25 protein-coding genes and 7 pseudogenes are annotated in these 25,023 nt (G+C 39.1%); 23 read left to right on the forward strand and 9 right to left on the reverse strand.

The window, feature by feature from the left end:
• Positions 1–362 precede the first annotated feature (362 nt).
• Both WH390_RS14505 and WH390_RS14510 read left to right on the forward strand, forming a co-directional pair.
• Positions 363–668 (forward strand): hypothetical protein, encoded by a 306-nt coding sequence (locus WH390_RS14505; RefSeq protein WP_395971417.1) that lies wholly within the window; start codon positions 363–365, stop codon positions 666–668.
• Complete coding sequence (locus WH390_RS14510) at positions 641–1,714, forward strand: 3'-5' exonuclease (protein WP_406850748.1); 1,074 nt, start codon at positions 641–643, stop codon at positions 1,712–1,714. The genes WH390_RS14505 and WH390_RS14510 overlap by 28 nt, the downstream gene beginning before the upstream one ends.
• Before the next feature lie 54 nt (positions 1,715–1,768).
• On the opposite strand, the gene WH390_RS14515 is transcribed toward WH390_RS14510, so the two are convergent.
• Positions 1,769–1,996: a hypothetical protein gene (locus tag WH390_RS14515; protein ID WP_406850733.1), complete on the reverse strand. Its 228-nt coding sequence runs from the start codon at positions 1,994–1,996 to the stop codon at positions 1,769–1,771.
• A 597-nt stretch (positions 1,997–2,593) separates the two neighbouring features.
• On the opposite strand from WH390_RS14515, the gene WH390_RS14520 reads away from it, so the two are divergent.
• The 8 genes and pseudogenes from WH390_RS14520 to WH390_RS14555 all read left to right on the forward strand — a co-directional run.
• A complete protein-coding gene (locus WH390_RS14520; RefSeq protein WP_395971583.1) occupies positions 2,594–3,019 on the forward strand; it encodes an IS630 transposase-related protein in 426 nt (141 codons plus the stop codon).
• Positions 2,926–3,372, forward strand: a pseudogene (locus WH390_RS14525) (IS630 family transposase); the annotation flags it as partial. The gene WH390_RS14520 and the pseudogene WH390_RS14525, both read left to right, overlap by 94 nt.
• A 107-nt stretch (positions 3,373–3,479) precedes the next feature.
• Positions 3,480–4,182 (forward strand): annotated as a pseudogene (locus WH390_RS14530) (reverse transcriptase N-terminal domain-containing protein); the annotation flags it as partial.
• Positions 4,183–4,248: 66 nt separating this feature from the next.
• Positions 4,249–5,405: pseudogene (locus WH390_RS14535) on the forward strand (IS3 family transposase).
• Between the two features lie 279 nt (positions 5,406–5,684).
• Positions 5,685–5,939: a YoeB-YefM toxin-antitoxin system antitoxin YefM gene (gene yefM / locus WH390_RS14540; protein ID WP_395971261.1), complete on the forward strand. Its 255-nt coding sequence runs from the start codon at positions 5,685–5,687 to the stop codon at positions 5,937–5,939.
• 103 nt (positions 5,940–6,042) lie between these two features.
• A complete protein-coding gene (locus WH390_RS14545; RefSeq protein WP_395971585.1) occupies positions 6,043–6,297 on the forward strand; it encodes a Txe/YoeB family addiction module toxin in 255 nt (84 codons plus the stop codon).
• Between the two features lie 411 nt (positions 6,298–6,708).
• Positions 6,709–7,134 carry an IS630 transposase-related protein gene (locus WH390_RS14550; RefSeq protein WP_395971587.1) on the forward strand — a complete coding sequence of 142 codons (426 nt, stop codon included), beginning with the start codon at positions 6,709–6,711 and terminating at the stop codon, positions 7,132–7,134.
• Positions 7,041–7,496 (forward strand): annotated as a pseudogene (locus tag WH390_RS14555) (IS630 family transposase); the annotation flags it as partial. The gene WH390_RS14550 and the pseudogene WH390_RS14555, both read left to right, overlap by 94 nt.
• 12 nt (positions 7,497–7,508) lie before the next feature.
• Here the strand turns inward: WH390_RS14555 and WH390_RS14560 are convergent.
• Positions 7,509–8,295: pseudogene (locus tag WH390_RS14560) on the reverse strand (IS3 family transposase); the annotation flags it as partial.
• 558 nt (positions 8,296–8,853) lie between these two features.
• Here WH390_RS14560 and WH390_RS14565 point away from each other — a divergent pair.
• The 11 genes from WH390_RS14565 (at position 8,854) to WH390_RS14615 (ending at position 16,132) form a co-directional block, all read left to right on the forward strand.
• On the forward strand, positions 8,854–9,660 hold the full coding sequence (locus WH390_RS14565) for an NAD-dependent epimerase/dehydratase family protein (protein WP_395971421.1): 807 nt from the start codon (positions 8,854–8,856) through the stop codon (positions 9,658–9,660).
• Positions 9,661–9,770: 110 nt separating this feature from the next.
• Entirely contained in the window at positions 9,771–10,334 is a 564-nt protein-coding gene (locus tag WH390_RS14570; RefSeq protein ID WP_395971423.1) for a glycosyltransferase, read from the forward strand.
• Positions 10,335–10,342: 8 nt separating this feature from the next.
• Positions 10,343–11,068, forward strand: coding sequence for a glycosyltransferase (locus tag WH390_RS14575; RefSeq protein ID WP_395971425.1), 726 nt, complete (start codon positions 10,343–10,345; stop codon positions 11,066–11,068).
• Positions 11,069–11,096: 28 nt separating this feature from the next.
• The gene (locus WH390_RS14580; RefSeq protein WP_406850732.1) at positions 11,097–12,125 is read left to right on the forward strand and encodes a radical SAM/SPASM domain-containing protein; all 1,029 of its coding nucleotides are present in this window, start codon (positions 11,097–11,099) and stop codon (positions 12,123–12,125) included.
• Positions 12,126–12,151: 26 nt separating this feature from the next.
• Complete coding sequence (locus tag WH390_RS14585) at positions 12,152–12,811, forward strand: WG repeat-containing protein (protein ID WP_406850749.1); 660 nt, start codon at positions 12,152–12,154, stop codon at positions 12,809–12,811.
• 334 nt (positions 12,812–13,145) lie between these two features.
• The gene (locus WH390_RS14590; protein ID WP_395971429.1) at positions 13,146–13,826 is read left to right on the forward strand and encodes a methyltransferase; all 681 of its coding nucleotides are present in this window, start codon (positions 13,146–13,148) and stop codon (positions 13,824–13,826) included.
• A gap of 14 nt (positions 13,827–13,840) precedes the next feature.
• Positions 13,841–14,359: a phytanoyl-CoA dioxygenase family protein gene (locus tag WH390_RS14595; RefSeq protein ID WP_395971431.1), complete on the forward strand. Its 519-nt coding sequence runs from the start codon at positions 13,841–13,843 to the stop codon at positions 14,357–14,359.
• Entirely contained in the window at positions 14,344–14,763 is a 420-nt protein-coding gene (locus WH390_RS14600; RefSeq protein ID WP_395971434.1) for a phytanoyl-CoA dioxygenase family protein, read from the forward strand. The genes WH390_RS14595 and WH390_RS14600 overlap by 16 nt, the downstream gene beginning before the upstream one ends.
• Positions 14,764–14,863: 100 nt before the next feature.
• Positions 14,864–15,376, forward strand: a complete 513-nt coding sequence (locus tag WH390_RS14605) for a hypothetical protein (protein ID WP_395971436.1) — start codon at positions 14,864–14,866, stop codon at positions 15,374–15,376.
• A 25-nt stretch (positions 15,377–15,401) separates the two neighbouring features.
• Positions 15,402–15,635 (forward strand): hypothetical protein, encoded by a 234-nt coding sequence (locus tag WH390_RS14610; RefSeq protein WP_395971438.1) that lies wholly within the window; start codon positions 15,402–15,404, stop codon positions 15,633–15,635.
• A gap of 20 nt (positions 15,636–15,655) precedes the next feature.
• Positions 15,656–16,132 (forward strand): hypothetical protein, encoded by a 477-nt coding sequence (locus WH390_RS14615; protein ID WP_395971440.1) that lies wholly within the window; start codon positions 15,656–15,658, stop codon positions 16,130–16,132.
• Positions 16,133–16,152: 20 nt separating this feature from the next.
• Here WH390_RS14615 and WH390_RS14620 read toward each other — a convergent pair whose 3' ends face one another.
• The 5 genes and pseudogenes from WH390_RS14620 to WH390_RS14640 all read right to left on the reverse strand — a co-directional run bounded on the left by WH390_RS14620 (position 16,153) and on the right by WH390_RS14640 (position 19,983).
• Positions 16,153–17,067 carry a threonine aldolase family protein gene (locus tag WH390_RS14620; RefSeq protein WP_395971442.1) on the reverse strand — a complete coding sequence of 305 codons (915 nt, stop codon included), beginning with the start codon at positions 17,065–17,067 and terminating at the stop codon, positions 16,153–16,155.
• 462 nt (positions 17,068–17,529) lie between these two features.
• Positions 17,530–17,932: pseudogene (locus WH390_RS14625) on the reverse strand (type II toxin-antitoxin system VapC family toxin).
• A complete protein-coding gene (gene vapB / locus WH390_RS14630; protein WP_026823397.1) occupies positions 17,925–18,164 on the reverse strand; it encodes a type II toxin-antitoxin system VapB family antitoxin in 240 nt (79 codons plus the stop codon). Before vapB ends, WH390_RS14625 begins: the two are co-directional and overlap by 8 nt.
• A 105-nt stretch (positions 18,165–18,269) precedes the next feature.
• The gene (locus WH390_RS14635; RefSeq protein ID WP_406850730.1) at positions 18,270–18,659 is read right to left on the reverse strand and encodes a hypothetical protein; all 390 of its coding nucleotides are present in this window, start codon (positions 18,657–18,659) and stop codon (positions 18,270–18,272) included.
• Positions 18,660–18,826: 167 nt separating this feature from the next.
• Positions 18,827–19,983: pseudogene (locus tag WH390_RS14640) on the reverse strand (IS3 family transposase).
• Between the two features lie 214 nt (positions 19,984–20,197).
• Here WH390_RS14640 and WH390_RS14645 point away from each other — a divergent pair.
• Positions 20,198–20,488 carry a hypothetical protein gene (locus WH390_RS14645; protein WP_406850750.1) on the forward strand — a complete coding sequence of 97 codons (291 nt, stop codon included), beginning with the start codon at positions 20,198–20,200 and terminating at the stop codon, positions 20,486–20,488.
• Positions 20,489–20,526: 38 nt separating this feature from the next.
• Positions 20,527–22,665, forward strand: a complete 2,139-nt coding sequence (locus tag WH390_RS14650; RefSeq protein WP_395971446.1) for a conjugal transfer protein TraG N-terminal domain-containing protein — start codon at positions 20,527–20,529, stop codon at positions 22,663–22,665.
• Between the two features lie 209 nt (positions 22,666–22,874).
• Here the strand turns inward: WH390_RS14650 and WH390_RS14655 are convergent, their stop codons facing one another.
• Together WH390_RS14655 and WH390_RS14660 are read right to left on the reverse strand one after the other, a co-directional pair.
• Positions 22,875–23,816 (reverse strand): Rpn family recombination-promoting nuclease/putative transposase, encoded by a 942-nt coding sequence (locus WH390_RS14655; RefSeq protein WP_395971234.1) that lies wholly within the window; start codon positions 23,814–23,816, stop codon positions 22,875–22,877.
• Positions 23,813–24,754 (reverse strand): replication initiator protein A, encoded by a 942-nt coding sequence (locus WH390_RS14660; RefSeq protein ID WP_395971448.1) that lies wholly within the window; start codon positions 24,752–24,754, stop codon positions 23,813–23,815. Before WH390_RS14660 ends, WH390_RS14655 begins: the two co-directional genes overlap by 4 nt.
• Between the last annotated feature and the right edge of the window lie 269 nt (positions 24,755–25,023).

A 25,023-nucleotide genomic window follows, 5' to 3' on the forward strand; every position in this document is an offset into this window, starting at 1 on the left:
TAAATCTAATCATTTTTGAAAATCAAAACAGAAATACCCGCCATAACCCCTCTAAAACCGCCTGTAATCCATTCTGAGCGATTTTCTCGATAAAAACGTAATTCGTACAGCCGAAAATTTATCGTCGCTCACAATGCGTTCTCTGTCGCTTTAACTTTAGCATTAAAGTCAAACGCAATATCAAAAACTGCACAGATTTCCCTAAAACACCTATTCAATCAATTTCTGGTAAACTTATAGCATTGAGTAATGCAGGAGAAGATTTTGATAAATCCAACGCCAGAACAACAAGCTGTCATTGACTGGCAGGAGAGAAGCTCGTTGTTAATGCTTTTGCCGGAACAGGGAAAACCTCAACGTTAGTGAAATATGCCGAAAAACATCCCGAACTCCGGATGCTCTACATTGCGTTTAATCGCTCAGTGAGGGAAGAGGCAGACGAGAAGTTTCCGGCTAATGTGCTTTGTAAAACATCCCATCAACTGGCATGGCCTAGTTTTGGTAGAAATTACGCTAATCGATTAACCCATTCTCTGCGTCTTTTTGATATCGCCAATGCTACTCAGAGTGATGACTGGGTATACGTAAAAGCGATTCAGGACACCTTAAAAACTTTATGTGCAGTGTGGATAGTCAGATTATGTTACGTCACTGTCCCTCAATATTGATGGGGGAAGTCAAAAAATCGTTTACGGCTCACGAAGTCGTCATGCAGAGTGAACGTCTTTGGCATCGAATGATTGACCTTGCTGATAATTTCCCCGTTATTCATGATATGTATTTGAAGCTGTACCAACTCTCTCAACCTAACCTTTCTCACCGTTTTGACGTTATCTTGTTTGATGAAGCACAGGACGCTAATCCGGTTACTCACGATATCGTTTTTCGTCAAACCACGAAGTTAGTGATGGTTGGTGATGCTCATCAACAAATTTATCGTTTTCGAGGGGCTGTCGATGCATTAAATGCGCCTTCGCTTAGTGATGCTGACCGTCTCTGGTTAACCCATAGCTTTCGCTTTGGTGCCTGTGTTGCGGATATGGCGAATGCATTACTGGCCATGAACGGTGAAACGCATCAAGTGGTTGGTAGAGGTGAAAAGGATGACATTCTTATTGATGTTCCTAAGCAAGGTTTTCCTCACCGCGCCATCCTCAGTCGAACGGTAGCAGGCGTAATTGGTTCAGCACTGGAAGCCAGTAGCAAAAAAGCAACTATCTATTGGGTCAATGGAATTGATGCTTATCGCATCGATGAATTAATTAACCTTCACTGGTTTTCACTCGGCAAGCGAAAAAAGATGAGTCACCAACGGCTTTACACCGAATATCGTAATTATGCGAATTATAAGCACATGGCCAATGCCAGTGGTGACCAAGAAATGTTGCAATCTATCAAAATCATCGAAAAATTTACGCCACTACCAAAGAAAGTGGATGTTTTACGGAAACGAACCGTAGAAACAGAAGAGGAAGCCAGTATTACCGTTACCACTGCCCACCGTGCAAAGGGACTGGAATGGGACATTGTCGAAATCAATAATGACTTTCCGAATAATCTCTTTGACCCTAATATGGACAAAGCAGCTTTTAGAGATGAAGTCAATTTACTGTATGTCTCAGCGACTCGAGCGAAGAAGACACTTATCATCAATAAATTGTTGGTAAATATTTTAGCCAAAGTTGCTGAGAATGAAAAAACGGCACAGACTTAATCCAGTAATGCCTCTAGAAGCGCCTGTAATCGATTGTGAGCCATTTTCCTGTGATTAGCCAAATAAAGATATGCCAGTAACAAAAAATAAACGCACCCGAGAAGATAGGGTGCGTTTTTGTATGGCTGGATTATGATGTCTGAAATGTAATGAATAAATAGCGTATTTAATATAGCCCGCTTGTTTGCCATAATTCAATCTGACGCGAGCAATTATTGAAGATATCGGATGAGTAAAAAATTCACCCCAACACCCCACGATGCCATATTCAAGGTGCGACATGAAAGTCGCTTTTATGATTGTCTCACCCGTCCTTACGGATAGCGAGACCTGTTGTTTCCTCAACAGTAGCCTACCAGAGCATGCGATGTGGGTAACTGCATGGTGTGAAGCCTCTGGGACAATGTAATCCTTATTCAGAAGAGTTTAAGCCGTGAGGCAACTCAACTGCTGGAAGCATCATCCGGCAGGGATGCTAGGCTGAGCAGTATGGCTAACATATGTGAATTACGGTTTAATCCTCGTTACTGACGAACAAGTCAAAGATGCTGACAGACTTGAACCAAAAGGTAAGTGATAGGCTGCCTCAGCTTTTGAATCTGGGCACAGGAACGCAACATCACCGGGGAAGACGTGAAGCCTAACCTGCCCTTGTCATTAAAGCGAAACATGGTAAGCCCGTATTTCTGCTACAAAGCAAAGTTAACCGTAAGGTGAACCTATAGAAATGCGGGTAAAGGATGATCGAGAAAGCGAATGTCACTCTGTAACAAAGTGGATAGGGATTGCGTCTTAGACTATATAGCTAAGCGACTTAATTTTGATTACATTATTTATATGAGCTATTCAATTGATTTTAGACGTAAAGTGATATCTACGATGGAAGAAGAAGGGTTGAGTATCAGAGAAACAGCGAAGCAATTTCGGATTGGCCCTGCCTCTGTATCGCGTTGGATTAATCAAATAGAGCCAAAAGCATCGACTACGCGTCAGCGAAAAATCGATAAATCCGAGTTGATAAAAGATGTTGAACAATATCCAGATGCTTACCAAAAAGAGCGTGCAGAGCGTTTTGGCGTTTGTCAGAAGGCCATTTGGCAAGCGCTTAAAAAGATGGGATTGACCTATAAAAAAACGCTACGTCATCCGAAAGCCGACGAAAGCGCTCGGCAAACGTTTCAACAAAAAAACAACAGTATGAAGAAGAAGGTAAGCCTATTGTTTTTATTGATGAAAGTGGTTTTTCACACGATACCCCACGGACTCACGGCTATTCCCCAAAAGGTCAACGCTGTTTTGGTTTGAAAAACTGGGGAGCCAAGGGAAGAACAAATGTTATCGGTGATTTATTGGGCACAACGCTGTTTTCTATCGGATTATTTGATATCAATATTAACAGCGATGTTTTCTATGCATGGGTCACCCAAGTCCTTATCCCAGAACTTCCTAAAAACAGTGTAATCATGATGGATAATGCAACTTTTCACAAGAAACAGAGTATTCAACAAGCCATAATCGATGCGGGGCATATGGTGGAATATTTGCCTACATATTCGCCAGATCTTAATCCAATTGAGCATAAGTGGGCACAAGCTAAAAGCAAAAAAAGAGAGAGCGGTTGCGACACAGATATTTTGTTCTCACTCCATATGGTGTAATCAAAATTAAGTCGCTTAGCTATATCATCCCACGTGAAAACGGGCAGACTTCGATCAGGCTTTTCATAACGAGAGAGTTTGATAAAACTTCAATGGAGGAAAAGCAGATGACAACACTGACAAAGAGTGTTGGTGCATCCTCAGTTTATCTGGAACCATGGGACAAAATTCCGTGGAGAAAATGCTACAGAGAAACCAGAAGGCTACAAACCCGTATCGTTAAGGCTACAAAGGAAGGCAGATGGAACAAAGTTAAATCTTTACAACATCTGCTTACCCACTCTTTAGTGGCAAGGCTCTTGCCGTCAAACGAGTGACAGAAAATCGAGGCAAAAGAACAGCTGGAATAGACAAGAAAGTATGGTCTACTCCACGTTCAAAGTATCGTGCGATCAAAATGCTTATATCTTATGGGTACCATCCTAATTCATTAAGAAGGATTTATATTCCTAAAAACAATGGTAAGAAAAGACCGTTAGGGATCCCGTGCATGATTGATCGAGCTATGCAGGCTTTATATCTATTAGCGTTAGAGCCTGTATCGGAAACTAAAGCAGATCCTCATTCTTATGGCTTTCGTCAGGAAAGATCGGCAGCAGATGCCATTGAGCAGTGCTTTACCGTACTGAACAAAACTAATGCTGCAAGATGGGTTCTTGAAGCGGATATAAAGGGATGTTTTGACAATATATCGCATGAGTGGCTGTTACAGAACGTCCCCCTGAACCATCTAATCTTAAAGAGATGGCTTAAGATGGGATACTTTGAGGGAAAAAGCTATTCCCTACTGCGAAGGGCACTCCTCAGGGTGTAGTGGTCTAATAAAACTGTAGAGATTTATAGCTTATAATTAAGCAAAATCTTATAGGTATAAACATGCCACGAAAAGTAAAAGTGACCTTTAGCGCAAAGCAAAAACTGGAATATGCAAAACTCATGGTTGAAGGTGGATATAGCAATATCCAAGTTGAAAAAATATCCGGTGCGGGTAAATCTGCCGTATCGCGCTGGAAGCAACAATATCTTGCCGAGTTGAATGGGAATACGCCTGTAAAATCAAAAGCGTTAACGCCCGAGCAACAGCGCATACAAGAATTAGAAGCAAAACTTAAGCGTGCTCAGAGGGATAATGACATATTAAAAAAGCCGCGGCTTACTTCATCCTCGACAATCAAAACTCAAAATCGTGAAGCAAATGAAAATTATGTACCCCAATTTTACGGTCACTGAGTTATGCCATCTTTTTGAAGTAAGCAGTAGTAGTTTTTATTATGAAACGAAAATACCGACAGTTGAAAATGAAAGGCTGTGTGGCGAAATCAAACGTATTTTTTATACATCGGGCCAAACTTATGGCAAAAGACGTATCCAAGCTGAGTTAAAGGGTTTAGGTGCCAGATTGGCACTTATAAAATATCAAACATCATGAAATTAAATCAATTAGTTGCAATTAGACCAACGAAAAAGCATTACTATCCCTCATCGGGTAACGAACATCGATATGCCCCTAATTTGCTTAAACGACAATTTTCCCCTCAACAGCATAATCACTATTATGTCGGTGATATCACGTATATTAGATATCACTATGGGTGGAGCTATTTAGCTTGCGTGTTAGATTTAGCCACCAAAGAAGTTATTGGTTATGCCTTATCAACAAAACCGGATACGAAATTAGTGAAAGAAGCCTTAGATAACGCCATTGAACGGCAATTACCGGATACGACAAGTTTGATGTTCCATTCAGATCAAGGTTGCCAATATTCATCGGAGGAGTTTAGGGCGCACCTCTTTGAACGGAAAATAACTCAAAGCATGAGTCGGCGAGGTAATTGCCTCGATAATGCCGTGATGGAAAGATTTTTAGGAGTTTAAAGACAGAAAAGCTTAACCATTTATCGTTTATGAATCATCAATCTGTTGTCTATGAAGTTGAAAATTACATTCAGTTTTATAATTATTATCGACGCCATTCAACGATTGGTTATTTAACGCCACATCAAAAATATCATGAACTAAAGAATGCCGCTTAGATCTTCTACAGAATTTGTTGACCATTACAGTTTTCGTCTGGTTTCATCGTGCCTCAGCCTTTTAAACAATCTGTTAATATTGTTGTGATGGTATCTTAAATAAAATGGCTATTTAACCAAGCAATATATTAGCATACTGCCGACCACCAAAAACGTAAAAAAGAGGTGTTTGCTATCCATTAACCGGGAATTGTTATTTGATATGTAAGTACAAATATATGTACTTTCTATCAATTTGGCGTATACTGCATATAAAGTAACTTTCTATACGAGGTCAGCATGAAAACTGTAAATTATAGTGAAGCGAGACAAAATTTAACTTCCGTCATGAATGAAGCCATCAATGACAGAGTTCCCGTGTTAATCACGCGCCAAAAAGGAGTGTCATGCGTTTTATTATCTTTAGATGACTTTCAATCATTAGAAGAAACAGCCCATTTATTGCGCTCCCCTGCAAATGCTCGTCACTTACTCGATTCTATTGATGAACTTAATAGCGGTAAAACCGTTATTAAGTTCATTGATAATATTTGATTTTAAAATGTTGATAATTGTTATTAAACAACCCTTATTTCTTTTCTGTAGGTGGTATTGTTGTGCTTTTATTGATGGTTTTTTTACAATGGTTTTTTCTATTATGAACTTAATATTTTCAGACAAGTCATGGGATGATTATCTTTATTGGCAACAATTTGATAAGAAAAATATTAAACGAATCAACGAACTAATTAAAGATATAAAAAGAGAGCCATTTAGCGGTATAGGAAAGCCAGAGTCATTAAAATATAATTTAACAGGCTTTTGGTCTAGAAGGATCACAGATGAGCATAGATTGGTTTATAGGGTTACTGATAAAGGGCTAGAAATAGCCTCTTGCCGATATCACTATTAAATAGTTAATAATGAAAGTATAAATCAGAATCCAAAAATCGGTTTTATTATTACGATGATTGTTTTTATACATTTTAACCAAGTAATGTTGCTTTTAAAAAGCCGTCAAAAACCGGAGTTATCACCATGCAAACTATTTTCATAGTTAACTGTTATCAATAAAAATAAAACCACTAGGACAACTAATCCAATCGGTCAATGTCTCACATAGTTTGAAAACGTAAAAAGCATTTTTAAATTTCGTGCTGTTGCAACCACTCACATTAAATAAGAATGTAATTTACTTTCTTAAATATTGCACCTTCAGCCTCGCATCGTTGGCTGACTCGATGGTATAGCTAAGCGACTTAATTTTGATTACATTATTTACATGAGCTATTCAATTGATTTTAGACGTAAAGTGATATCTACGATGGAAGAAGAAGGGTTGAGTATCAGAGAAACAGCGAAGCAATTTCGGATTGGCCCTGCCTCTGTATCGCGTTGGATTAATCAAATAGAGCCAAAAGCATCGACTACGCGTCAGCGAAAAATCGATAAATCCGAGTTGATAAAAGATGTTGAACAATATCCAGATGCTTACCAAAAAGAGCGTGCAGAGCGTTTTGGCGTTTGTCAGAAGGCCATTTGGCAAGCGCTTAAAAAGATGGGATTGACCTATAAAAAAACGCTACGTCATCCGAAAGCCGACGAAAGCGCTCGGCAAACGTTTCAACAAAAAAACAACAGTATGAAGAAGAAGGTAAGCCTATTGTTTTTATTGATGAAAGTGGTTTTTCACACGATACCCCACGGACTCACGGCTATTCCCCAAAAGGTCAACGGTGTTTTGGTCTGAAGAACTGGGGAGCCAACGGAAGAACAAATGTTATCGGGGCTTTATTGGGCACAACGCTGTTTGCTATCGGATTATTTGATATCAATATTAATAGCGATGTTTTCTATGCATGGGTCACACAAGTCCTTATCCCAGTACTTCCTAAAAACAGTGTAATCATGATGGATAATGCAACTTTTCACAAGAAACAGACTATTCAACAAGTCATAATCGATGCGGGGCATATGGTGGAATATTTGCCTACATATTCGCCAGATCTGAATCCAATTGAGCATAAATGGGCACATGCTAAAAGTAAAAAAGAGAGAGCGGTTGCGACACAGATATTTTGTTCTCACTCCATATGGTGTAATCAAAATTAAGTCGCTTAGCTATAATTGTGAGTCTGGCGAAAATGACATTGCCCAGCCCACAGGTTTTCGAGCAAATAAATCCAATACCACCGCCAGATACGCCCATCGTGAGCCTGTCCAAATATAGGTTACATCGCCACACCAAACCTAGTCAGGTCCGGTGACAGAAAATTGTCTGTTGAGAAGATTGGGAATATCAACGCGCTCATCTTCTCCCCGTTTGTATTGATGTTTTCGCGTTTGGCAACTGATAATGTTTAACTCTTCCATTAGTTTACCGGCCAGCCAACGGCCAAGTTTTACACCGTATGTATTGGTAACTATCGTGGCGATACGCCTCGCGCCAGCAGACCCGCCACTGACGTTCCAAGCTTCGCTGACCAGGCTACGTTTTACTGTCCGTTCAGCATCTGGTGCCTTGGGTCGACACCAATAGCGATAACTGCTTCGGTGAATATCAAAAATACCACACAACGCTTTTACCGGATAAAGCGCCCTTAGCTTGTCAACTACCAAGAATTTTTCATTGAGTCCGACATTAAGAGCGCAGTAGCCTTTTTTAAGATGTCATTCTCCATTTCCAGGCGTTGAATTTTTTTCTTCATTCCCTGAACTCAATGTGCTCCGGCGTTAATGGCAGACCAGGGGCTGTTTTTCCTTGACGTTCTAAACGAAGGGCTCTTACCCATCTGCTAATAGCTGAAAGGCTTACATTCATCGCTTTCGCTGCCTCCAGGTGGGTGTAATTTTGGTCAAGGACTAATTTGGCGGTTTCACATTTAAATTCAGCAGTCATTTTTTTACTCATTGGTCCACCTATAAAAATTATGAGGTAAGCATATCACCTCAACTTAGGTGGCCAAATTCAGTATGCCACTACAAGTATCATGACCGAGCTTTAGCGAGCGAATGAACGAGGAAGCGGAATTTCCGTTAACTATTTTCCGTAAATGGAAGAAATTTTGATTAAAGAAGAGCCAAAAGATAAATTGAAGTCAAAGTGATCTCCATCAGTGTTATTAGCTGATCTCCATGCATGGTAATATACACTTTAGAGATTGTCCTAATGCGCTACGTCCCTTTGTTGGAGGTAAGGGGAGATCTATTTAAAATACGCTCTATTGCACAAAATAACCGCATATTGCTCATCAAAACATCATGGCAGTCTGTTTAGAAACTTCACACTCGCCTAAAAAATGGAAAAATCATTTTTTTCACCGCGTTATTCTATCCCAAAATAGTTTTTTTTGTTAAAAAAATTTTGAAACTCTTAGACGTTTAACGTAAATTAATGTAATTTTTTTGTTAATTAAAAAATGTGGGCTAAAATGTAATTTACAGCTATCCACTTTTAATGGAGCGTCCGATGAAAAAAATCTTAATAACCGGGTCAAGTGGTTTAATCGGTCAAGCGCTTTGTAAAAAAATTGATAAATTCTATTGGATAGAAAAATTTGATAGCAAATTGCCTGAAGATTCTTCTGAATACGGTGACATTCTTCTTCCTAAGATATTACAACAACGGCTAAAACATTGTGATGGCGTTATCCATTTAGCCGCTATTTCTCGGGTTATTTGGGGTGAAAAACAACCGGACATTTGTTGGGAAACTAATGTCACGGGGACAAATAATCTCCTTGATTTAGCATACCAATCCCCTAAAAAACCCTGGGTATTATATGCAAGCAGCCGAGAGGTTTATGGGCAGCAACAGTTATTCCCTGTCAAAGAATCAGCACCCTTGCAACCATTAAACATTTATGCCAATTCGAAAGTCACAGCGGAAGGATTGGTTGCAAAATACAAATTAAAGGGATTAAAAACCGCAATTTTACGTTTTTCGAGTGTATACGGAAGTATTGATGATCATCATGATCGGGTTGTCCCCGCTTTTTGTCAAGCTGCTGTCACAGGAAAACCCATTCATATTGAGGGACCCACTAATATGTTTGATTTTACACATGTTACCGATGTGGTTGAAGCGATATTTAAAGTTATAAAGCGTCTAGAACAAGGACAAGAATTACCCACGATGCATATTACATCGGGTCAACCTGTTTCCTTAGAAACACTGGCAAAATTGGTCAACGGCTCTGCCAAGCATCCACTCAAGCTCATTATCGATCCCCTCGATGTTTCGATGTTTCAACATTTTATGGTGATAACAGCTTAATACGTTGTTTATTGAATTGGGTGCCTAAAATAGATATTGAAACAGGCATTTCCCTGTTAATAAACGATTTTTATCAAAAAAAATCGGCATAATTTTGGCGAGGATTGAAGATGAGAATACTAAAAATCATTCATGGATATCCCCCTCATTATAATGCAGGCTCTGAAGTTTATAGCCAAATGTTATGTCATGGTTTAGCGAAAAATAATGAAGTTCATGTTCTCACTCGAGAAGAAAACCCGTTTGCCGAAGATTTCACTTGGAACATAACACAAGATAATCATCACCCGTCTATTACATTACACAAAATCAATATCCCCCTCGAAAAATACCGCTACCGTTATCAGCACCCATACTTAGATAAGCGAGTAGAATCATTTATTGATAGGATAAAACCTCAGATAGTTCACATTGGACACCTCAATCACCTATCCACTTCATTAGTCGATATTATCGCGAAAAAAAATATTCCGATGGTTTATACGCTACATGATTATTGGTTAATGTGCCCACGTGGGCAATTTATACAACGTAATCCTGATGTTGACTCTCCCTATGGTCACTTTGTGACGGACAAAAAAATAAAAAGTGCGCAACATACTGTTATTCCGGTTATTTCTCAGGAAATAAAAATGAAAATAGTATTGATATTGCGTATTGGACTAATTGGGTAAAGCGGCGTATGCATCAGATGTATCAGGTTGCAGAAAAAATAAAATACTTTATTGCCCCTTCCTTCTATTTATACCATCGATATATAACCGATTTTGGGCTGCCGCCTCATAAAATGATTTATTTAGATTATGGTTTTGATTTAGATAGACTTAGCCGTCGTCAACGTCTCTCTAAAGAGGATTTTACTTTTGGTTATATCGGCACCCATATTCCAGCTAAAGGGATCCAGCTATTAATTCAAGCGTTTTCTAGGTTGGGAGATAACTGTCGATTACGCATTTGGGGAAGGCCTAGACCGCAAAATACAGCAGGATTACACGTAATCGCCGCAAAACTGCCTTCTCAAGTTCAATCTCGTATTGAGTGGTTACCCGAATACTCTAACGAAAAAATCATTAAGACCGTTTTTAATCATGTAGATTGTATCGTTGTTCCTTCGATATGGGTAGAAAATTCACCTTTGGTGATCCACGAAGCATTGCAAGCCCGAATTCCTGTCATTACCGCCAACATAGGCGGCATGGCTGAATATGTCCATCATGAGATTAACGGACTCTTGTTTGAACATCGAAATGAAAAAAGCTTATCTGAGCAAATGCAACGTTTAGTTAATCATCCCTCATGGGCAAAAAAGTTAGGCCTACGGGGTTATATCCAATCGCCGGACGGTAATATTCCGAGTCAAAAAGATCACGTTGCAGAAATAGAGAAAATCTACAAATCACTACTTTAAAATAGTGACATCTATTGAGGAAATTAAAATGAAACTCGGACCATGGCGTATTACCTTCGATACTAACCCTGATGATTGTAATTTAAAATGCATCATGTGTGAAGATCATTCCCCTTATAGTCTCACTCAGCCTAATAGGATAAAGGCAGGTATACCTAAAAGGCGGATGGATATTGATTTAATCAGAAAGATTCTTGCTGATTCCCAAGGAACTCCATTACGAGAAATAATCCCTTCAACCATGGGAGAACCCTTAATTTATCAACACTTTGATGAAATTATTGCATTGTGCCATAAATATAAAATTAAACTTAACTTAACGACTAATGGAACTTTTCCACGAAAGGGCGTTGAAACCTGGGCTAGGGAACTTATTCCTGTTACATCGGATGTAAAAATATCCTGGAATGGCGCAAGTAAAAACGTACAAGAAAAAATTATGTTAGGAAGCCGGTGGGAAAAAGTCTTAAATAATTTAAAGAAATTTATCATTATCCGCAATGATTATGCAGAAAAGGGCGGAAATTATTGTCAAATCACTTTACAGATGACTTTTCTCGAAACCAATGTACAAGAATTAGCGAACATCGTGCAACTAGGTATCGATATGGGTGTTGATCGTATTAAAGGTCATCATTTATGGGCGCATTTTAAAGAAATTAAATCGTTGTCAATGCGACGAAATGAAGAGGCTATTTCTCGCTGGAATCAAGCGGTTATGCAAGCCAGAACACTCGCTAATACTCATCGATTACCGAATGGTAATTTTATCAAATTAGTGAATATGGACTTACTCGATAAATCGGCTCACCAGGATTTATCGCCTGGTGGGGTATGCCCTTTTTTGGGACAAGAAGCTTGGGTCGCAACTGATGGACAATTTAATCCCTGTTGTGCACCCGATAAAGAACGGCGTCAATTAGGTAACTTTGGGAATCTGAAAAATCAAACCCTTACGAATATTTGGCAAAGTCAATCATATGAAGATCTTAAGAAAAACTATATGCAATACGCGGTATGTAAAGGATGTAACATGAGGAAACCGATCAATTTTTGATGACAAAAATACCCTAAGGAACGTTTATGGACTTGATAAATTGGCAAAAAACGCAAATTTCTCCGTGCGGAACGTTCCATTTGTTGGGGAATATTCCCATCTATTCGTCTCGCTTTAATAAAATTATGAAATACCATGAACCAGGGTTAGCCGCTGTTGAAGATGAATCAGGCGCTTATCATATCAATATTCATGGCTTGCCTAACTATACTCGCCGTTTTTTAGAAACATATGGTTTTTATGAGCGACTTGCTGCCGTTAGAGATAAATCCGGCTGGTTTCATATTAAACCTGATGGGAAGGAATGTTATCCCGCTCGTTATTTATGGTGTGGTAATTTTCAAGAAGGCTTATGTCCAGTCAGAGATAAAAAAAATCATTATTTTCATATTAATCATCACGGAGAAAAAGCTTATAAAGAAATGTACACTTATGTCGGTGATTTTAAAGATGGCGTGGCTGTTATCTGTAACAAAGCGGGATTACATACTCATATCGATAAGCAAGGAAAATTACTTCATCGAAACTGGTTTTTAGGATTAGATATCTTTCATAAGGGCCAAGCTAGAGCAAAAGATAAACAAGGGTGGTATCACGTCGATAAATCAGGCCAGTCACTTTATCCGCAGCGATATGCTCAAGTCGAACCATTCTACAATGGTGTGGCTCATGTGGAAACTTTTTAGGCGAGTTATTAACCATTGATACTCGCGGTCAAAAAATTATTCAATTACGGCCGGCCAGTCAAAAAATTTGGCAAAAAATTTCAGGGAAAATGGTAGGATTTTGGCAGACAGAGACACTGGCTCTCACCGCTCGTTTGCAACTATTGGATGGTTTACCGGGCACAACAGAAGAGATAGCTAAAAAATAGGATTACCGTCTAAACATCTCGGAAGATTATTACGCGCCTTATGGGAATTAGATTTTGTAAAAAATGAAACAGGGTTATGGCAATTAACAGAAAATGGAAAGGATTTTGTTCCACATAAAGATAATTTTTTATCATCTGCTGCAATTATGTGGTCTGATGTTTATAGGATAGCTTGGAAAAATTTAGCTAAAATTATTAGTGAGGGGAGAGACAACCCTCATACTTTATTTAAAGTCAGCGCATCAAATGAAAATAGAGAAAGGTATCATCATGCAATTGATGGATACGCCAGAGAAGATTTTTCAGTTTTACTAACGTTGATTGATTGGCAGCAACATCAACAAGTTATTGGTATAGGCAGAAGTGCAAAGGGATTGCTAGAACGAGCCTTAACGACGTACAAACACTTACAGGCATTATTATTAGGCGAGGATTATATTTTTCACCCTATTTCTATCAATTCTTCGCTTAAGTTTCGATATCATTTACAATCACATGTGTTATCTCATCCCTGGCCAAAAATGGCAGATGCTATTTTACTGCCTAGAGTCCTACATTATTGGCCTGACAAACAGGCTATTTCTATTTTACAGAAAGCCCACGATGCCTTATTACCTAATGGGAAAATTTATTTAACAGAGATGCTTATTGACGAAAAAAGACCTGAAGGGGCTTTGCTTGATCTCAATATGCTAGCGGAAAGTGGCGGAAAATTAAGGACGTTAAGTCAGTGGAAAATATTATTAGAGAAATCCTCATTATCTATGCTGCAACACCTAAAAATTAGCGATACGGCGGACCTCTTAGTGTTAAAAAAACAACCTTAAAGGAAAATCCCGCAATGCAATCAAAAAGAAGCATTTTTGAAGAGACAGGCATCGTTGTATTAAATAATGCGGTAAATCGTGAGTTAGTTTTATTAATAAATAAAACCGTGACCTTTTGGATAAACACCTATGCAAAGGAATTAGCCTGCGATATTGGAGACTATTTAAAGTCAGTTAGTCGATGGGCACATCCTTGTCTAATGACAGAACAATTCTATCCGTCGATAGAAACTCCGTTGATGGATATTGCAAGGGCATTTATCGGGGGCTCAGTTAGACTACATAAAATAAATATTATCAGTAAATCCGCTTACGCAGATTTACCCGTACCTTGCCATCAGGATATTTCTTATTCCCGAGAAGATCCTTATGAGTTTTCTTTATGGTTGGCTTTACAGGATGTCAATCTTTCTGACGGGGTCCTTGAATTTTTACCATATAGTCAAAAAGATAAAATTGAACCCGCAGTGGATTTTTGGTCTCCTGAGTTTATAGATCACAAACACCAATCCGCTAAATGGCAAAAAACTTAATCAAGGTACCTGTAAAAATGGGGGATGTGATTGCATTTGATTCAAGAATTTGGCACCGTAGTGCGAAAAACACCTCAGGCCAAAATCGATTTGCATTGGTTACACGTTGGAGTCGAAGTAATCATCCATTATCCCTTGATATACCGGAAAGAATCCCCGCCTATTTTGGGATGTGGACATGTGCAAAAGTGACAGAATCACTGTTAAAAAAAGGACTAGAAAAATTGTCACAGCAAGCTGTAGATGCTGATTTTGCGACGATTATTAAATTGTGGCAAAAACAATTAACTTACCAGAAAAAGCTCCCTTTAATATCGATACCCCCAAACCCAAAAAGCCCTAGCAGGGGTCTCTATTCTTCATTACGCTGCCACCTATCACAATGGAGGAGACGCCCAAGGTAAAGTCTATGCACATTTATGGTATAGCCTTTTAAGACCAATAAATCAATGGCTCAATACGGACGGATAAAAAATCCTATTTTAGGAGGATAAGGGTAATACCATGCAGTTAAGTAAAGAATTAACATTCTTATTAAACCAAGAAGCGGATTGGCGTAATAATACGATAAACTTAAACGCCTCAGAAAATTATACCAGCCCAATGATTAAAAAAATCATCGGCTTACATCCGAGTTATGATTTTTATGATTTTCCCCCTTCTGGAGGGGTCATTGTAGGCCCATGGTCCTTTTCTAATACGATTTACCTTCAAAATATCACAAACCATATTAATCAATTGAGTGAGAGTTTATTATCCTGTCCTACTTTAGATACCCGCGCTAAAGGAGGGCAAGCAGCCGAAATAGCTGTATTAACCGGATTGGGAGATAGTAACGACCACGTTTTTTACGTACAAGAAAAAGATGGAGGACATTTTGGATTAAATTTTATCTGTAAAAAAATAGGAATTGTATTAACGCCAATTTGTTTTGATAAGCAAAAATATCAAATAGATGTCGATAATACAATAAAAATCATGCGGAAAGTTTGGAAAAGAAGCCTTCCAAAAAATTAATTATCCTAAGTCAAAGCTTTATTTTATGCCAACAACCCCTCAAGTATTTCGTGGAAAGGGTAAAAACAGCTTTTCTGATACCGTGATCACTTATGATATTTCCCACACCTTAGGCCTTATTGTTGGTAAACAATTAATCAATCCAATCACACAAGGTGTGGATATCATCCATGGAAGTACCCATAAGACTTTTCCTGGTCCACAAAAAGGCATCATAGGATTTCCTATCTCATGCAATGAAAATATCAAAAAAATATAAACCACGCCTTATCCCCAGGGTTGCAATCTAACTGCGGGACATCAGAGGTATTAGCATTAGCGGCTACTTTAGAAGAAATGAAACTGTATGGAAAAGACTATGCTCAAACAACTTGCCTACATGCAAAATATTTAGCGAATCTATTAGATTCATCCGGTTTAAGTGTTGCAGGAAAACAATTTGGGTTTACAGAAACCCATCAAGTATGGGTTACCATTGGTACTGAACAACAGGCATGGCAAGCCTGTGCTAAGCTGCACAATGCAGGAATACGTGTCTACCCTGCCAGTTTACCTTTTGTTAATAGTTGGGGGCTAAGATTAGGCACAAATGCAATGACGCGTTTAGGTTTTTCAACAAATGAAATTAAAAAAGTGGGTCAATGGATGGTAGATATTCTACTTAATAACGTGGAGCCGGAAAAGGTATTCAAAGACGTTCAAAGTCTTATGCAAGAGTTTTCTATAAAAGATGTTCACTTTACCTTTAAAAGTTAACTGGGTATGCAGTATACTCATTAACTATGTTTATCTAAGAAACGTTGAATAGCAGAACTGACCGTGTAAATATTATTTTGAGTGATGCCTTGGTGAACAATCGCTCTAACTTTCTTATCATTTAACGCTAATAAACGGATCCCTTTTTTAATCAGAGCATTAACAAGCTGATACGCTGTACGTGAAGTGCCATATAACTGAAAAATAACAATGTTAGTTTCTATGTCTTCAGGATTGATCTCAATATGTGAATGTCCTGCTAATGACATCGCCAGCAATTTAGCATTTTCGTGATCATCAGCTAAACGTTCTATATTATTATCCAATGCATAAAGGCAACCAGCGGCTAAAATACCGACCTGATGCATTGTGCCTCCCTGTTGAAATTTGTAGTACCAAGCCTTATCAATAAAATCTTTGCTTCCACACAATACGGCTCCCATTGGAGCACCGAGTCCTTTTGAAAAATCTACCCAAACAGAATCCGTGTAACGACAGAACTCTTGGGCAGAGATCGTTGAAGAGACAACCGCATTAAATAATCGTGCACCATCCATATGAACCGCCATCCCATGTTTTTGAGCAACCTGGTGAATAACGCATAAGCTTGATACAGGCCAAACAGCGCCCCCACCTAGATTAGTGGTTTGTTCAATAGAAACCACGCGTTCGCGAGGAATGTTATAGCCTTTTAGTTTGCCAATAGCTAACTCTAATTGTCGTACACTAAAAATACCTTTATCACATTCAATACCTATTGGTGTTGCACTTACTAATCCCGCTGGCAACCCTGATACCAAGTTAGCCGCATGAGCATACTGGTCAAAGAAAATCCGATCACCTGCGCGGTCACACCATACACGGTAGGCTACCCCATTAGACATAGTGCCAGATGGCATAAAAACACCGGCTTCCTTACCCAATAAATGACACACGCGCTCTATTAAAAGATTAACCGTAGGGTCTTCCCCGCAACTTCATTACCTACCTCTGCCCTATACATGGCTTTTCTCATTGCCGATGTAGGACCAAAGTTAGTATCGCTGAAAAGATCAATTTTCATTTCTACCCCTCGATAATATTAAATCAGAGAATTGACATTGGTTAATATTTTTTTGTATTGAAGTCAGTGCCCCCTCAATTAATCTGTGAGGTAGATATTTATCATTATAGAATTATTGTGCCCGTCCCTTTTGAAATTGTATATAAATTCTTTTTTATTGTCGGCGTATCTTTTTATAGCTAGTCGACATTATTTTGATTACAAAAATATATGTTTTATCCAATATAAATTTACTGATATAGAGCAATTTATTGTAATCATTTTAAAGTCGCCTAGCTATAAAAAACCGATTTCAAACAAAAATACTGATGATGTTGGCTCTACGTAACATCTCTTATAATTGTGTCCAGTCTTCGATTCTTAACCCTCAAATCTTTCAAACTCTCTAGTGTTGTTTGTTACTACAACAAGCCCTTTGCTTCTGGCATGAGCGGCTATATGTAAGTCATTGTCACAAATGGGTTTTCCTTTTTTTCAAGATTAGCCTTTATATCACCGTAATGAAATGCAGCTTGTTCGTCATAAGGTAAAACGGTTAATCGAGAAACAAAGTCATTAACTGTTGCTAAATTTTTAACAGAGTTCATACTTTTTTCAGCACCAAAAATTAGCTCTGCAAACGTTATCGCAGATATAGCCAGTTGATTAGTATGTTGATTGAATTTAGGCAATAGCGATACGGGTTTCCGTTTAATCGTAAATATAACGATATTTGTATCGAGTAAATATTTAATCAAAGGATTCTCTTTCGCTTGTTATCTGTTCAGTTCTGTTTGATAAAAAATCATCCGTTACAGACTGCTCTGATAAGAAAAAACTATCCCATGCGTTTTGTACAGGAGAAATGATGCGTTCTTTACCCTTCACTCGAACAATAACGTCTTTAACATCATCAGGAAAACGTGTGTCTGCTGGCAGTCGAACATTTTGAGTTCGATTGCTCATAAAAACTTTACCTTGCTGGATCATAGTTCACATCCTCCTAATGTTTGCTATATGGCATCAGTGTATAGCAAGCATTAAGATACACGCAAGAGCAGACAAACGATAGAATATTTTTTCATACAGCCCCCCTTAATTAAGTATTAGCTCTATTTTTTTCTGCACTTTATTAGCCCAATTTTCGGAGTTACCGCAATCGTTTTCTGCACCCACTAGCCGTAACACCCTGCTGTAAACACTCGTACCGACCATGTGCTTGACGCTGTTCAGATATCCATAGAGTGCGTCAGTCACAATTACATCGTCTGGACTCAGGGTTTGACCGCATACCCGACTGCGGATCTGAATGATGTCGTTTACTACGCTCATACATTCAGGGCAGCTTTGCTTGTAGGCGGTCAAATCCTTGTAGGTATACCCCTTTGTACCTTGTTTTTGTGAATAGTCTTCTACAGTTGCTGACCCGATGCCAGCGCAAAGGGGAATGAAAAGCAGAATTAATTTTGTCTTTTTCATTTTCATGTGAATTAATTGGTCTTTGTGGCGTTCAAATAACGAATGTCTTCTTCAATCTGCTGTTCGGCAGTATCTAATACCTTTTCCAGTTCTTCTGGCGTTTTGGCTTGCAATACATCCTGCATTTTTTCTTCCAGCAACATGTGTAATGGTCAACAAATTCTGTAGAAGATCTAAGCGGCATTCTTTAGTTCATGATATTTTTGATGTGGCGTTAAATAACCAATCGTTGAATGGCGTCGATAATAATTATAAAACTGAATGTAATTTTCAACTTCATAGACAACAGATTGATGATTCATAAACGATAAATGGTTAAGCTTTTCTGTCTTTAAACTCCTAAAAAATCTTTCCATCACGGCATTATCGAGGCAATTACCTCGCCGACTCATGCTTTGAGTTATTTTCCGTTCAAAGAGGTGCGCCCTAAACTCCTCCGATGAATATTGGCAACCTTGATCTGAATGGAACATCAAACTTGTCGTATCCGGTAATTGCCGTTCAATGGCGTTATCTAAGGCTTCTTTCACTAATTTCGTATCCGGTTTTGTTGATAAGGCATAACCAATAACTTCTTTGGTGGCTAAATCTAACACGCAAGCTAAATAGCTCCACCCATAGTGATATCTAATATACGTGATATCACCGACATAATAGTGATTATGCTGTTGAGGGGAAAATTGTCGTTTAAGCAAATTAGGGGCATATCGATGTTCGTTACCCGATGAGGGATAGTAATGCTTTTTCGTTGGTCTAATTGCAACTAATTGATTTAATTTCATGATGTTTGATATTTTATAAGTGCCAATCTGGCACCTAAACCCTTTAACTCAGCTTGGATACGTCTTTTGCCATAAGTTTGGCCCGATGTATAAAAAATACGTTTGATTTCGCCACACAGCCTTTCATTTTCAACTGTCGGTATTTTCGTTTCATAATAAAAACTACTACTGCTTACTTCAAAAGATGGCATAACTCAGTGACCGTAAAATTGGGGTACATAATTTTCATTTGCTTCACGATTTTGAGTTTTGATTGTCGAGGATGAAGTAAGCCGCGGCTTTTTTAATATGTCATTATCCCTCTGAGCACGCTTAAGTTTTGCTTCTAATTCTTGTATGCGCTGTTGCTCGGGCGTTAACGCTTTTGATTTTACAGGCGTATTCCCATTCAACTCGGCAAGATATTGTTGCTTCCAGCGCGATACGGCAGATTTACCCGCACCGGATATTTTTTCAACTTGGATATTGCTATATCCACCTTCAACCATGAGTTTTGCATATTCCAGTTTTTGCTTTGCGCTAAAGGTCACTTTTACTTTTCGTGGCATGTTTATACCTATAAGATTTTGCTTAATTATAAGCTATAAATCTCTACAGTTTTATTAGACCACTACAGATGAATTTGCACAGAGTCCAAACCGCAAAATACTATTACCAAAAGCTGACGGTACTACAGGTACAATGGAAGTAACGTGTAGAGAGGCTATGAAAGCTATTAAATCTTTGGTGACAAGGGAGAAAAATTCGTTAGCAGACGGAATAATGAATGTTCGTAACTCCTATAATAGGAGATGTAATCAAAACGCTGTAACCTCGAAAGACCGATGTACACCTGCCTTTGCCGAAGATAGTATGCAAAAAACATTACTGTTTTACAGTAATTCGGGAACTGACTTACGACAATTCCAAACAATGTTGTTGATGTACCCGTATATGGTGAATATGCCGAGTACGGTGAATGAAAACGCCTATCACTATTATGCTGCGGTTGCCAAGAATCAATCGCAAATACAACAATCGTTTAAGTGGGCTTCTGAGGATCGAGTTTCTTAATTTGGGTACAGTATCTTCAATCATTTGTGCAAGCTGCGGTGTACGGATTAGTACCGTTTGTGGCGTTTGCGCTGGCGTTTGGAATGATGGGGATAGGCTTAACCTTAAAATACATTTTGGTTTTGCTGTGGGTTCAAACGTGGCAACCGCTAATGGCAATTATGAACGCCATTTTACTGACGAAAACCCAATCCGATTTATCCGTGTTGTCGTCTGGCATAAACACATTCAATGACCTATATCATATCTTGGATGTGACGCAAAAAAATATCGCTCTAGCAGGGCATCTGATGGCTTCTGTACCTGTATTGGGGGCTTTCGTTGTCTTTGGCTCGTCCTATGCGTTTATGGGGCTGACAAGTGGCTTATCATCCACAAGCGCACCAGACTCAGCACCTTTAGCTCCAGCAGCTACCGATGCAGCACCAATTAACACCACGTCTTCTCTATCATCACATTCAGCCTTTAATGCTGTATCAGCCATGACAGGGACAGACCAAACAGGACCGAGTTTAAATATTGGCAAGACACTATCATCCAATCTTCAATCATCAAGACAAAGACTCGAAAATGCACAAAAACAGTTTAATGCGGTAAGTGGCAGTAACGTAAATGTCGGCACGGGATTATCAGAAACAGGTGGTATAAACCAAGGTTCTAATTTTACTTTGGGTGATACTCATACACACAATCAGGATGTGGGAGTTACAAAACTAGAGTCTGGCGGGGCGGAACATAATAAAACATTGTCAACAAACTCAACTGGAACAATCTCTGCATCTGTGGGGGGGCAAGTTTCGACATCAACACCGAACAAAGGCGGTGGCGGGAAATATCCTGTCTCAGGCTCAATTGCGAGTGCAGTGAGCATAGGTAGTTCTGTAGCAAATTCAAAAACTGATGCAACAAAAATTAACACGGGAGATCAAATATCTAAGAAAACAGGAGATAGTTTAGTTAATGCGAATCAACTATCTGCTTCTCTATCCGATGGTTATCAATATAATAAACAAGGTCAAGTCAGTGGTTCGCATTCAAGAACCAATGGTTATCAGGACGCACTTACAGAATTACAATCAGCACAAAAAGCCTACAATGAAGCAGTCTCACTCAATAATTCTATTGGTACACAACAAACCTTTAAGCCTTCTCAAGTGGCTTATTTGGCAGAAAATAATCAAGATACACTCACCAGTATTGATAATAAAAACTTGGGAAATCAAGAATACCAAAAATCGAAACAGCAATATGCACAACAGTTGTCAACCGCAATGAGTCGTTCAGACGCAGAACAAGCAGCGATTCTGTATGCAGCTAATGACAATGGTACTTTAGCTCCTTATGCAAATGATTTGTTTGGTCCTAGTGTCAATACCGAAGGTTTGTCTTCATCAAAAGTACAAGAAAACGCAAATCTTGCAAACGGAGTAGAAGGAGAAGTTAACAGGGGAATACCAGCGCGTGTAGCAGACGTAAATAATAATGGTTCTTCCATAGACCAAAAAGGCATAAATCAAAAAGATTTTGCTAAAAATGAAACCGACCTATATTACGGGAGTCTAACTCAACAACACTTTGAAAATTTGAAAGATAAATTCTCTCCAGCAGAAGAACACGGTCAAACCGCAATGTTTTATTCCGACCGAAATGCGAAAAGTGCAGAAGCACTAACACATTCTACTGTAAATACCTCTGAATCACTCACGCAGCTTGGAACAGGCATTACGAATGGAATGAAAAATATTACGGGAGATTACGAAAACATTAAAGCAACCGATCAACATGAATTGAGCAAAATAACAGACCGTTCAGTAGTAGGCTCAAGCCTCACACAAGAACAGGCTCGAAATATAGGCAATTCCTTTGCAGAGTTTGGAGCAGTAGCAAAAAATGCAGGAGGCATTCAAACAATAAACGATCAAGCGAGTCGTTTTATGAAAGTGTATAGAGAGAATGGGGGAACAGGTACTGATGCACAAGTGTACACTGCCTTAAATCAGACTCAAAGATCAATGCGTCTAGGCGATGGAATGGCTACATTCAATCACGCTTCAAATGCGCTTGTCGGTGGCAGCGGGGATAAAATACCTCACAATTCAGATCAAAGAACCATATCAGGTATAGATATAACCCCTTATGCTGTACAGGGATGGCGTAGTTTTATAGATAAAAATTGACATCCTACCCGCCCCAAAGAGGCTGTCGCAAAAGAGGTAATATCATGTTTTTAATGATTTAAATGTTTTGATTTTAAAGAAAAAATTAAATTATTTTTATTATAAATCCCTCTTTTTCGACAGACTCTGAAGGACAGGGATTTACGGCGCACAGGGTAAATGCAGCAAAAAAAAGTCTGTAAAGAATTTTGTGTAAATGGCTCCATCGATTAATCCATCAGTGCATTAATCTCAGTATCAGACAGCCCCGTCGATATTTTGACAATCGCCCGATCAACGCCGTTGGCTAAAAGTTGGCGTGCTATGGTTCTGGCGGATTCTTGCCTACCTTTTTGTTCGCCAAGCTGAATACCTTCTTCACGGCCTTTCAAGATACCTTTTTCTATACCTTGCTTCTCGCCCTCTTGCCGTAGCTGCTCTGCAATGGTCATTACCACCTCCCGATAATCAGTCGCTTTCTCCGCAATCTGATACAAAAATTGCTTTGCATCAGAAGTATTTCCTCGTTCTACAATATAACATATCAATCCTCGAAATAGCTCAGGCTCCAATACCCACTGATTGAGCAAGGACGCTATCTCCTGACTTAATTCTAGCATATCACGGGTGCGGATATGCTTCATCACAAGCTCCATCAGCGCAACATGCCGATGCGTGACAATCTCCTCGTCAGGGATAACCGTCACGTCAACCAGTGGGAACGTCTGCATATAGACAGACTTTGCCAGTTCTGGATCACCAAAGCAATCCAACCATTGGGTGCTGTAGGGATACGGCGAGGTTTTACCCTGATAAAACAGCAACGGTATTAACACGGGTAAGGTGTCATTGCCCTGCTCAAGATGGCGCTGCATGGCGGCAACCGCATATCTTAGAAGCCTGAACGCCATCATCTTTTCCGGTCTGCTCTGATGCTCCAATAAACAATAGATGTAACCCCGTCCCGTTGTCGTTTGCACAGAATAGAGCATATCCGAGCACTGGCTACGCAGGTCTGGCTCAATAAAGCTGCCGGACTCCATCGCCAGTGTACTAAAATCACACAATTGACGAAGTTTTTCAGGTAAATGAATTTTCAGAAAGTCCCTTGCAATCGTGATATCACCGAGGAATTTCTTAAACAGGCTGTCGTGGTGGGATAGTTTACTCAATTTCTAGCCCTTTTTTCTGCCAGTGATTTTTTTAACTTATAAATTTCCCGCTTACCTTTTTCCCGTTGCTGCTCATCTTCTTCCTGTTCTGGCGTTAAATTACGGTTATTAAAAATCACCATATCCGCTTTAGCATCGTAACGAATACTGTAATCTGGCAAGTCATTCGCTTTAGCCAAATTCTTCAACATTCTTTTAAATTCTGCTTTATTCGCAGTGCTTCCTGTTTTCAAATGCAGTTTTTCAAGAGATATGGTAAACTCCCCTTGGTTGCCACAATGCTTGCGGACTATCTCATAAATTCGTCGATCTACCGCCTTTCTAATGCGGAAGTAATCGGGGCTTATTTTCAAAACTTTTTTCTTATGCAATGCCTTATACAGCCAATCAGGTAAGGTTATCTCTACCATACCAATATCCAACTTGCCTTTTTTTTCTTCAACTATATGCCAGCTATCGATAAGACCAAAACCTGTTGATTCCTGTTTATCATCAGAATAGGTAATATTTGTTGTAATTCTTGTCCCTGATAGCCTATCCAATGCTTTTTCTAACTCTTGATAAGTTCTACCGCTAATTGTCCTATTAGTTGTGACAAAAAAATCATAAGGAGTGAAACAGACAGTCCTACTGATTGGCTCGTTGTTATTCAGAGCATCCTGCAATTTAGATATCGCATATATCCAAACATCCTTATCAAAAACAGTCGCTATACCTGCCGAGTGAGGTTTTATGGTAAGGCTAACATTTCCTTGTCGATATTCCCGATCATTCGTATCACCCCCTTTAAGGGCAAAAAACGGATGCTCCATACTCGCCATCTCATCGCGAAAGGTGGAAAGTTCTACCTCATCGGCGATAAAAAAATCTATCTCATGCTTACGGGGACGTAACGTTCTCAAGTTGCTTACTCTCGGTTTGTCAGTATGATCGGCCATAGCCTCAACTCCTATCTACGCTAGGGGTAGTGGTTAGAGCCTGTTCGGTGTTGCTGCACATAACAGGCTAGTAAATTCAATAACTTAATAATTTTCGATCTGTGATTTACACATATTCTTAAGCATCAAAAAACGGGATAAATCGAACGAGCAATAATGATGAAATCAATAAACGATAGAAAATCACTGTGATTCACACATATAATACTGTGATTTAAACATAAGTCAATAGATACACTCTCCTTTTTCTCTGTGGATAGCTCACCATA

Source organism: Candidatus Arsenophonus nilaparvatae, from assembly GCF_045346035.1.
In the GTDB taxonomy this organism is placed as follows: Bacteria; Pseudomonadota; Gammaproteobacteria; order Enterobacterales; family Enterobacteriaceae; genus Arsenophonus; species Arsenophonus nilaparvatae.

Coding starts and splice junctions, on each gene's coding strand:
- WH390_RS14510 (WP_406850748.1), top strand. CDS start 641: ATGTTACGTCACTGTCCCTCAATATTGATGGGGGAAGTCAAAAAATCG.
- WH390_RS14580 (WP_406850732.1), top strand. CDS start 11,097: ATGAAACTCGGACCATGGCGTATTACCTTCGATACTAACCCTGATGAT.
- WH390_RS14590 (WP_395971429.1), top strand. CDS start 13,146: ATGTGGTCTGATGTTTATAGGATAGCTTGGAAAAATTTAGCTAAAATT.
- vapB (WP_026823397.1), bottom strand. CDS start 18,164: ATGATCCAGCAAGGTAAAGTTTTTATGAGCAATCGAACTCAAAATGTT.
- yefM (WP_395971261.1), top strand. CDS start 5,685: ATGAAAACTGTAAATTATAGTGAAGCGAGACAAAATTTAACTTCCGTC.
- WH390_RS14585 (WP_406850749.1), top strand. CDS start 12,152: ATGGACTTGATAAATTGGCAAAAAACGCAAATTTCTCCGTGCGGAACG.
- WH390_RS14570 (WP_395971423.1), top strand. CDS start 9,771: ATGAGAATACTAAAAATCATTCATGGATATCCCCCTCATTATAATGCA.
- WH390_RS14635 (WP_406850730.1), bottom strand. CDS start 18,659: ATGAAAATGAAAAAGACAAAATTAATTCTGCTTTTCATTCCCCTTTGC.
- WH390_RS14520 (WP_395971583.1), top strand. CDS start 2,594: ATGGAAGAAGAAGGGTTGAGTATCAGAGAAACAGCGAAGCAATTTCGG.
- WH390_RS14610 (WP_395971438.1), top strand. CDS start 15,402: ATGCCAACAACCCCTCAAGTATTTCGTGGAAAGGGTAAAAACAGCTTT.
- WH390_RS14660 (WP_395971448.1), bottom strand. CDS start 24,754: ATGGCCGATCATACTGACAAACCGAGAGTAAGCAACTTGAGAACGTTA.
- WH390_RS14515 (WP_406850733.1), bottom strand. CDS start 1,996: ATGTCGCACCTTGAATATGGCATCGTGGGGTGTTGGGGTGAATTTTTT.
- WH390_RS14645 (WP_406850750.1), top strand. CDS start 20,198: ATGAATGTTCGTAACTCCTATAATAGGAGATGTAATCAAAACGCTGTA.
- WH390_RS14550 (WP_395971587.1), top strand. CDS start 6,709: ATGGAAGAAGAAGGGTTGAGTATCAGAGAAACAGCGAAGCAATTTCGG.
- WH390_RS14595 (WP_395971431.1), top strand. CDS start 13,841: ATGCAATCAAAAAGAAGCATTTTTGAAGAGACAGGCATCGTTGTATTA.
- WH390_RS14545 (WP_395971585.1), top strand. CDS start 6,043: ATGAACTTAATATTTTCAGACAAGTCATGGGATGATTATCTTTATTGG.
- WH390_RS14600 (WP_395971434.1), top strand. CDS start 14,344: ATGGCAAAAAACTTAATCAAGGTACCTGTAAAAATGGGGGATGTGATT.
- WH390_RS14605 (WP_395971436.1), top strand. CDS start 14,864: ATGCAGTTAAGTAAAGAATTAACATTCTTATTAAACCAAGAAGCGGAT.
- WH390_RS14575 (WP_395971425.1), top strand. CDS start 10,343: ATGCATCAGATGTATCAGGTTGCAGAAAAAATAAAATACTTTATTGCC.
- WH390_RS14565 (WP_395971421.1), top strand. CDS start 8,854: ATGAAAAAAATCTTAATAACCGGGTCAAGTGGTTTAATCGGTCAAGCG.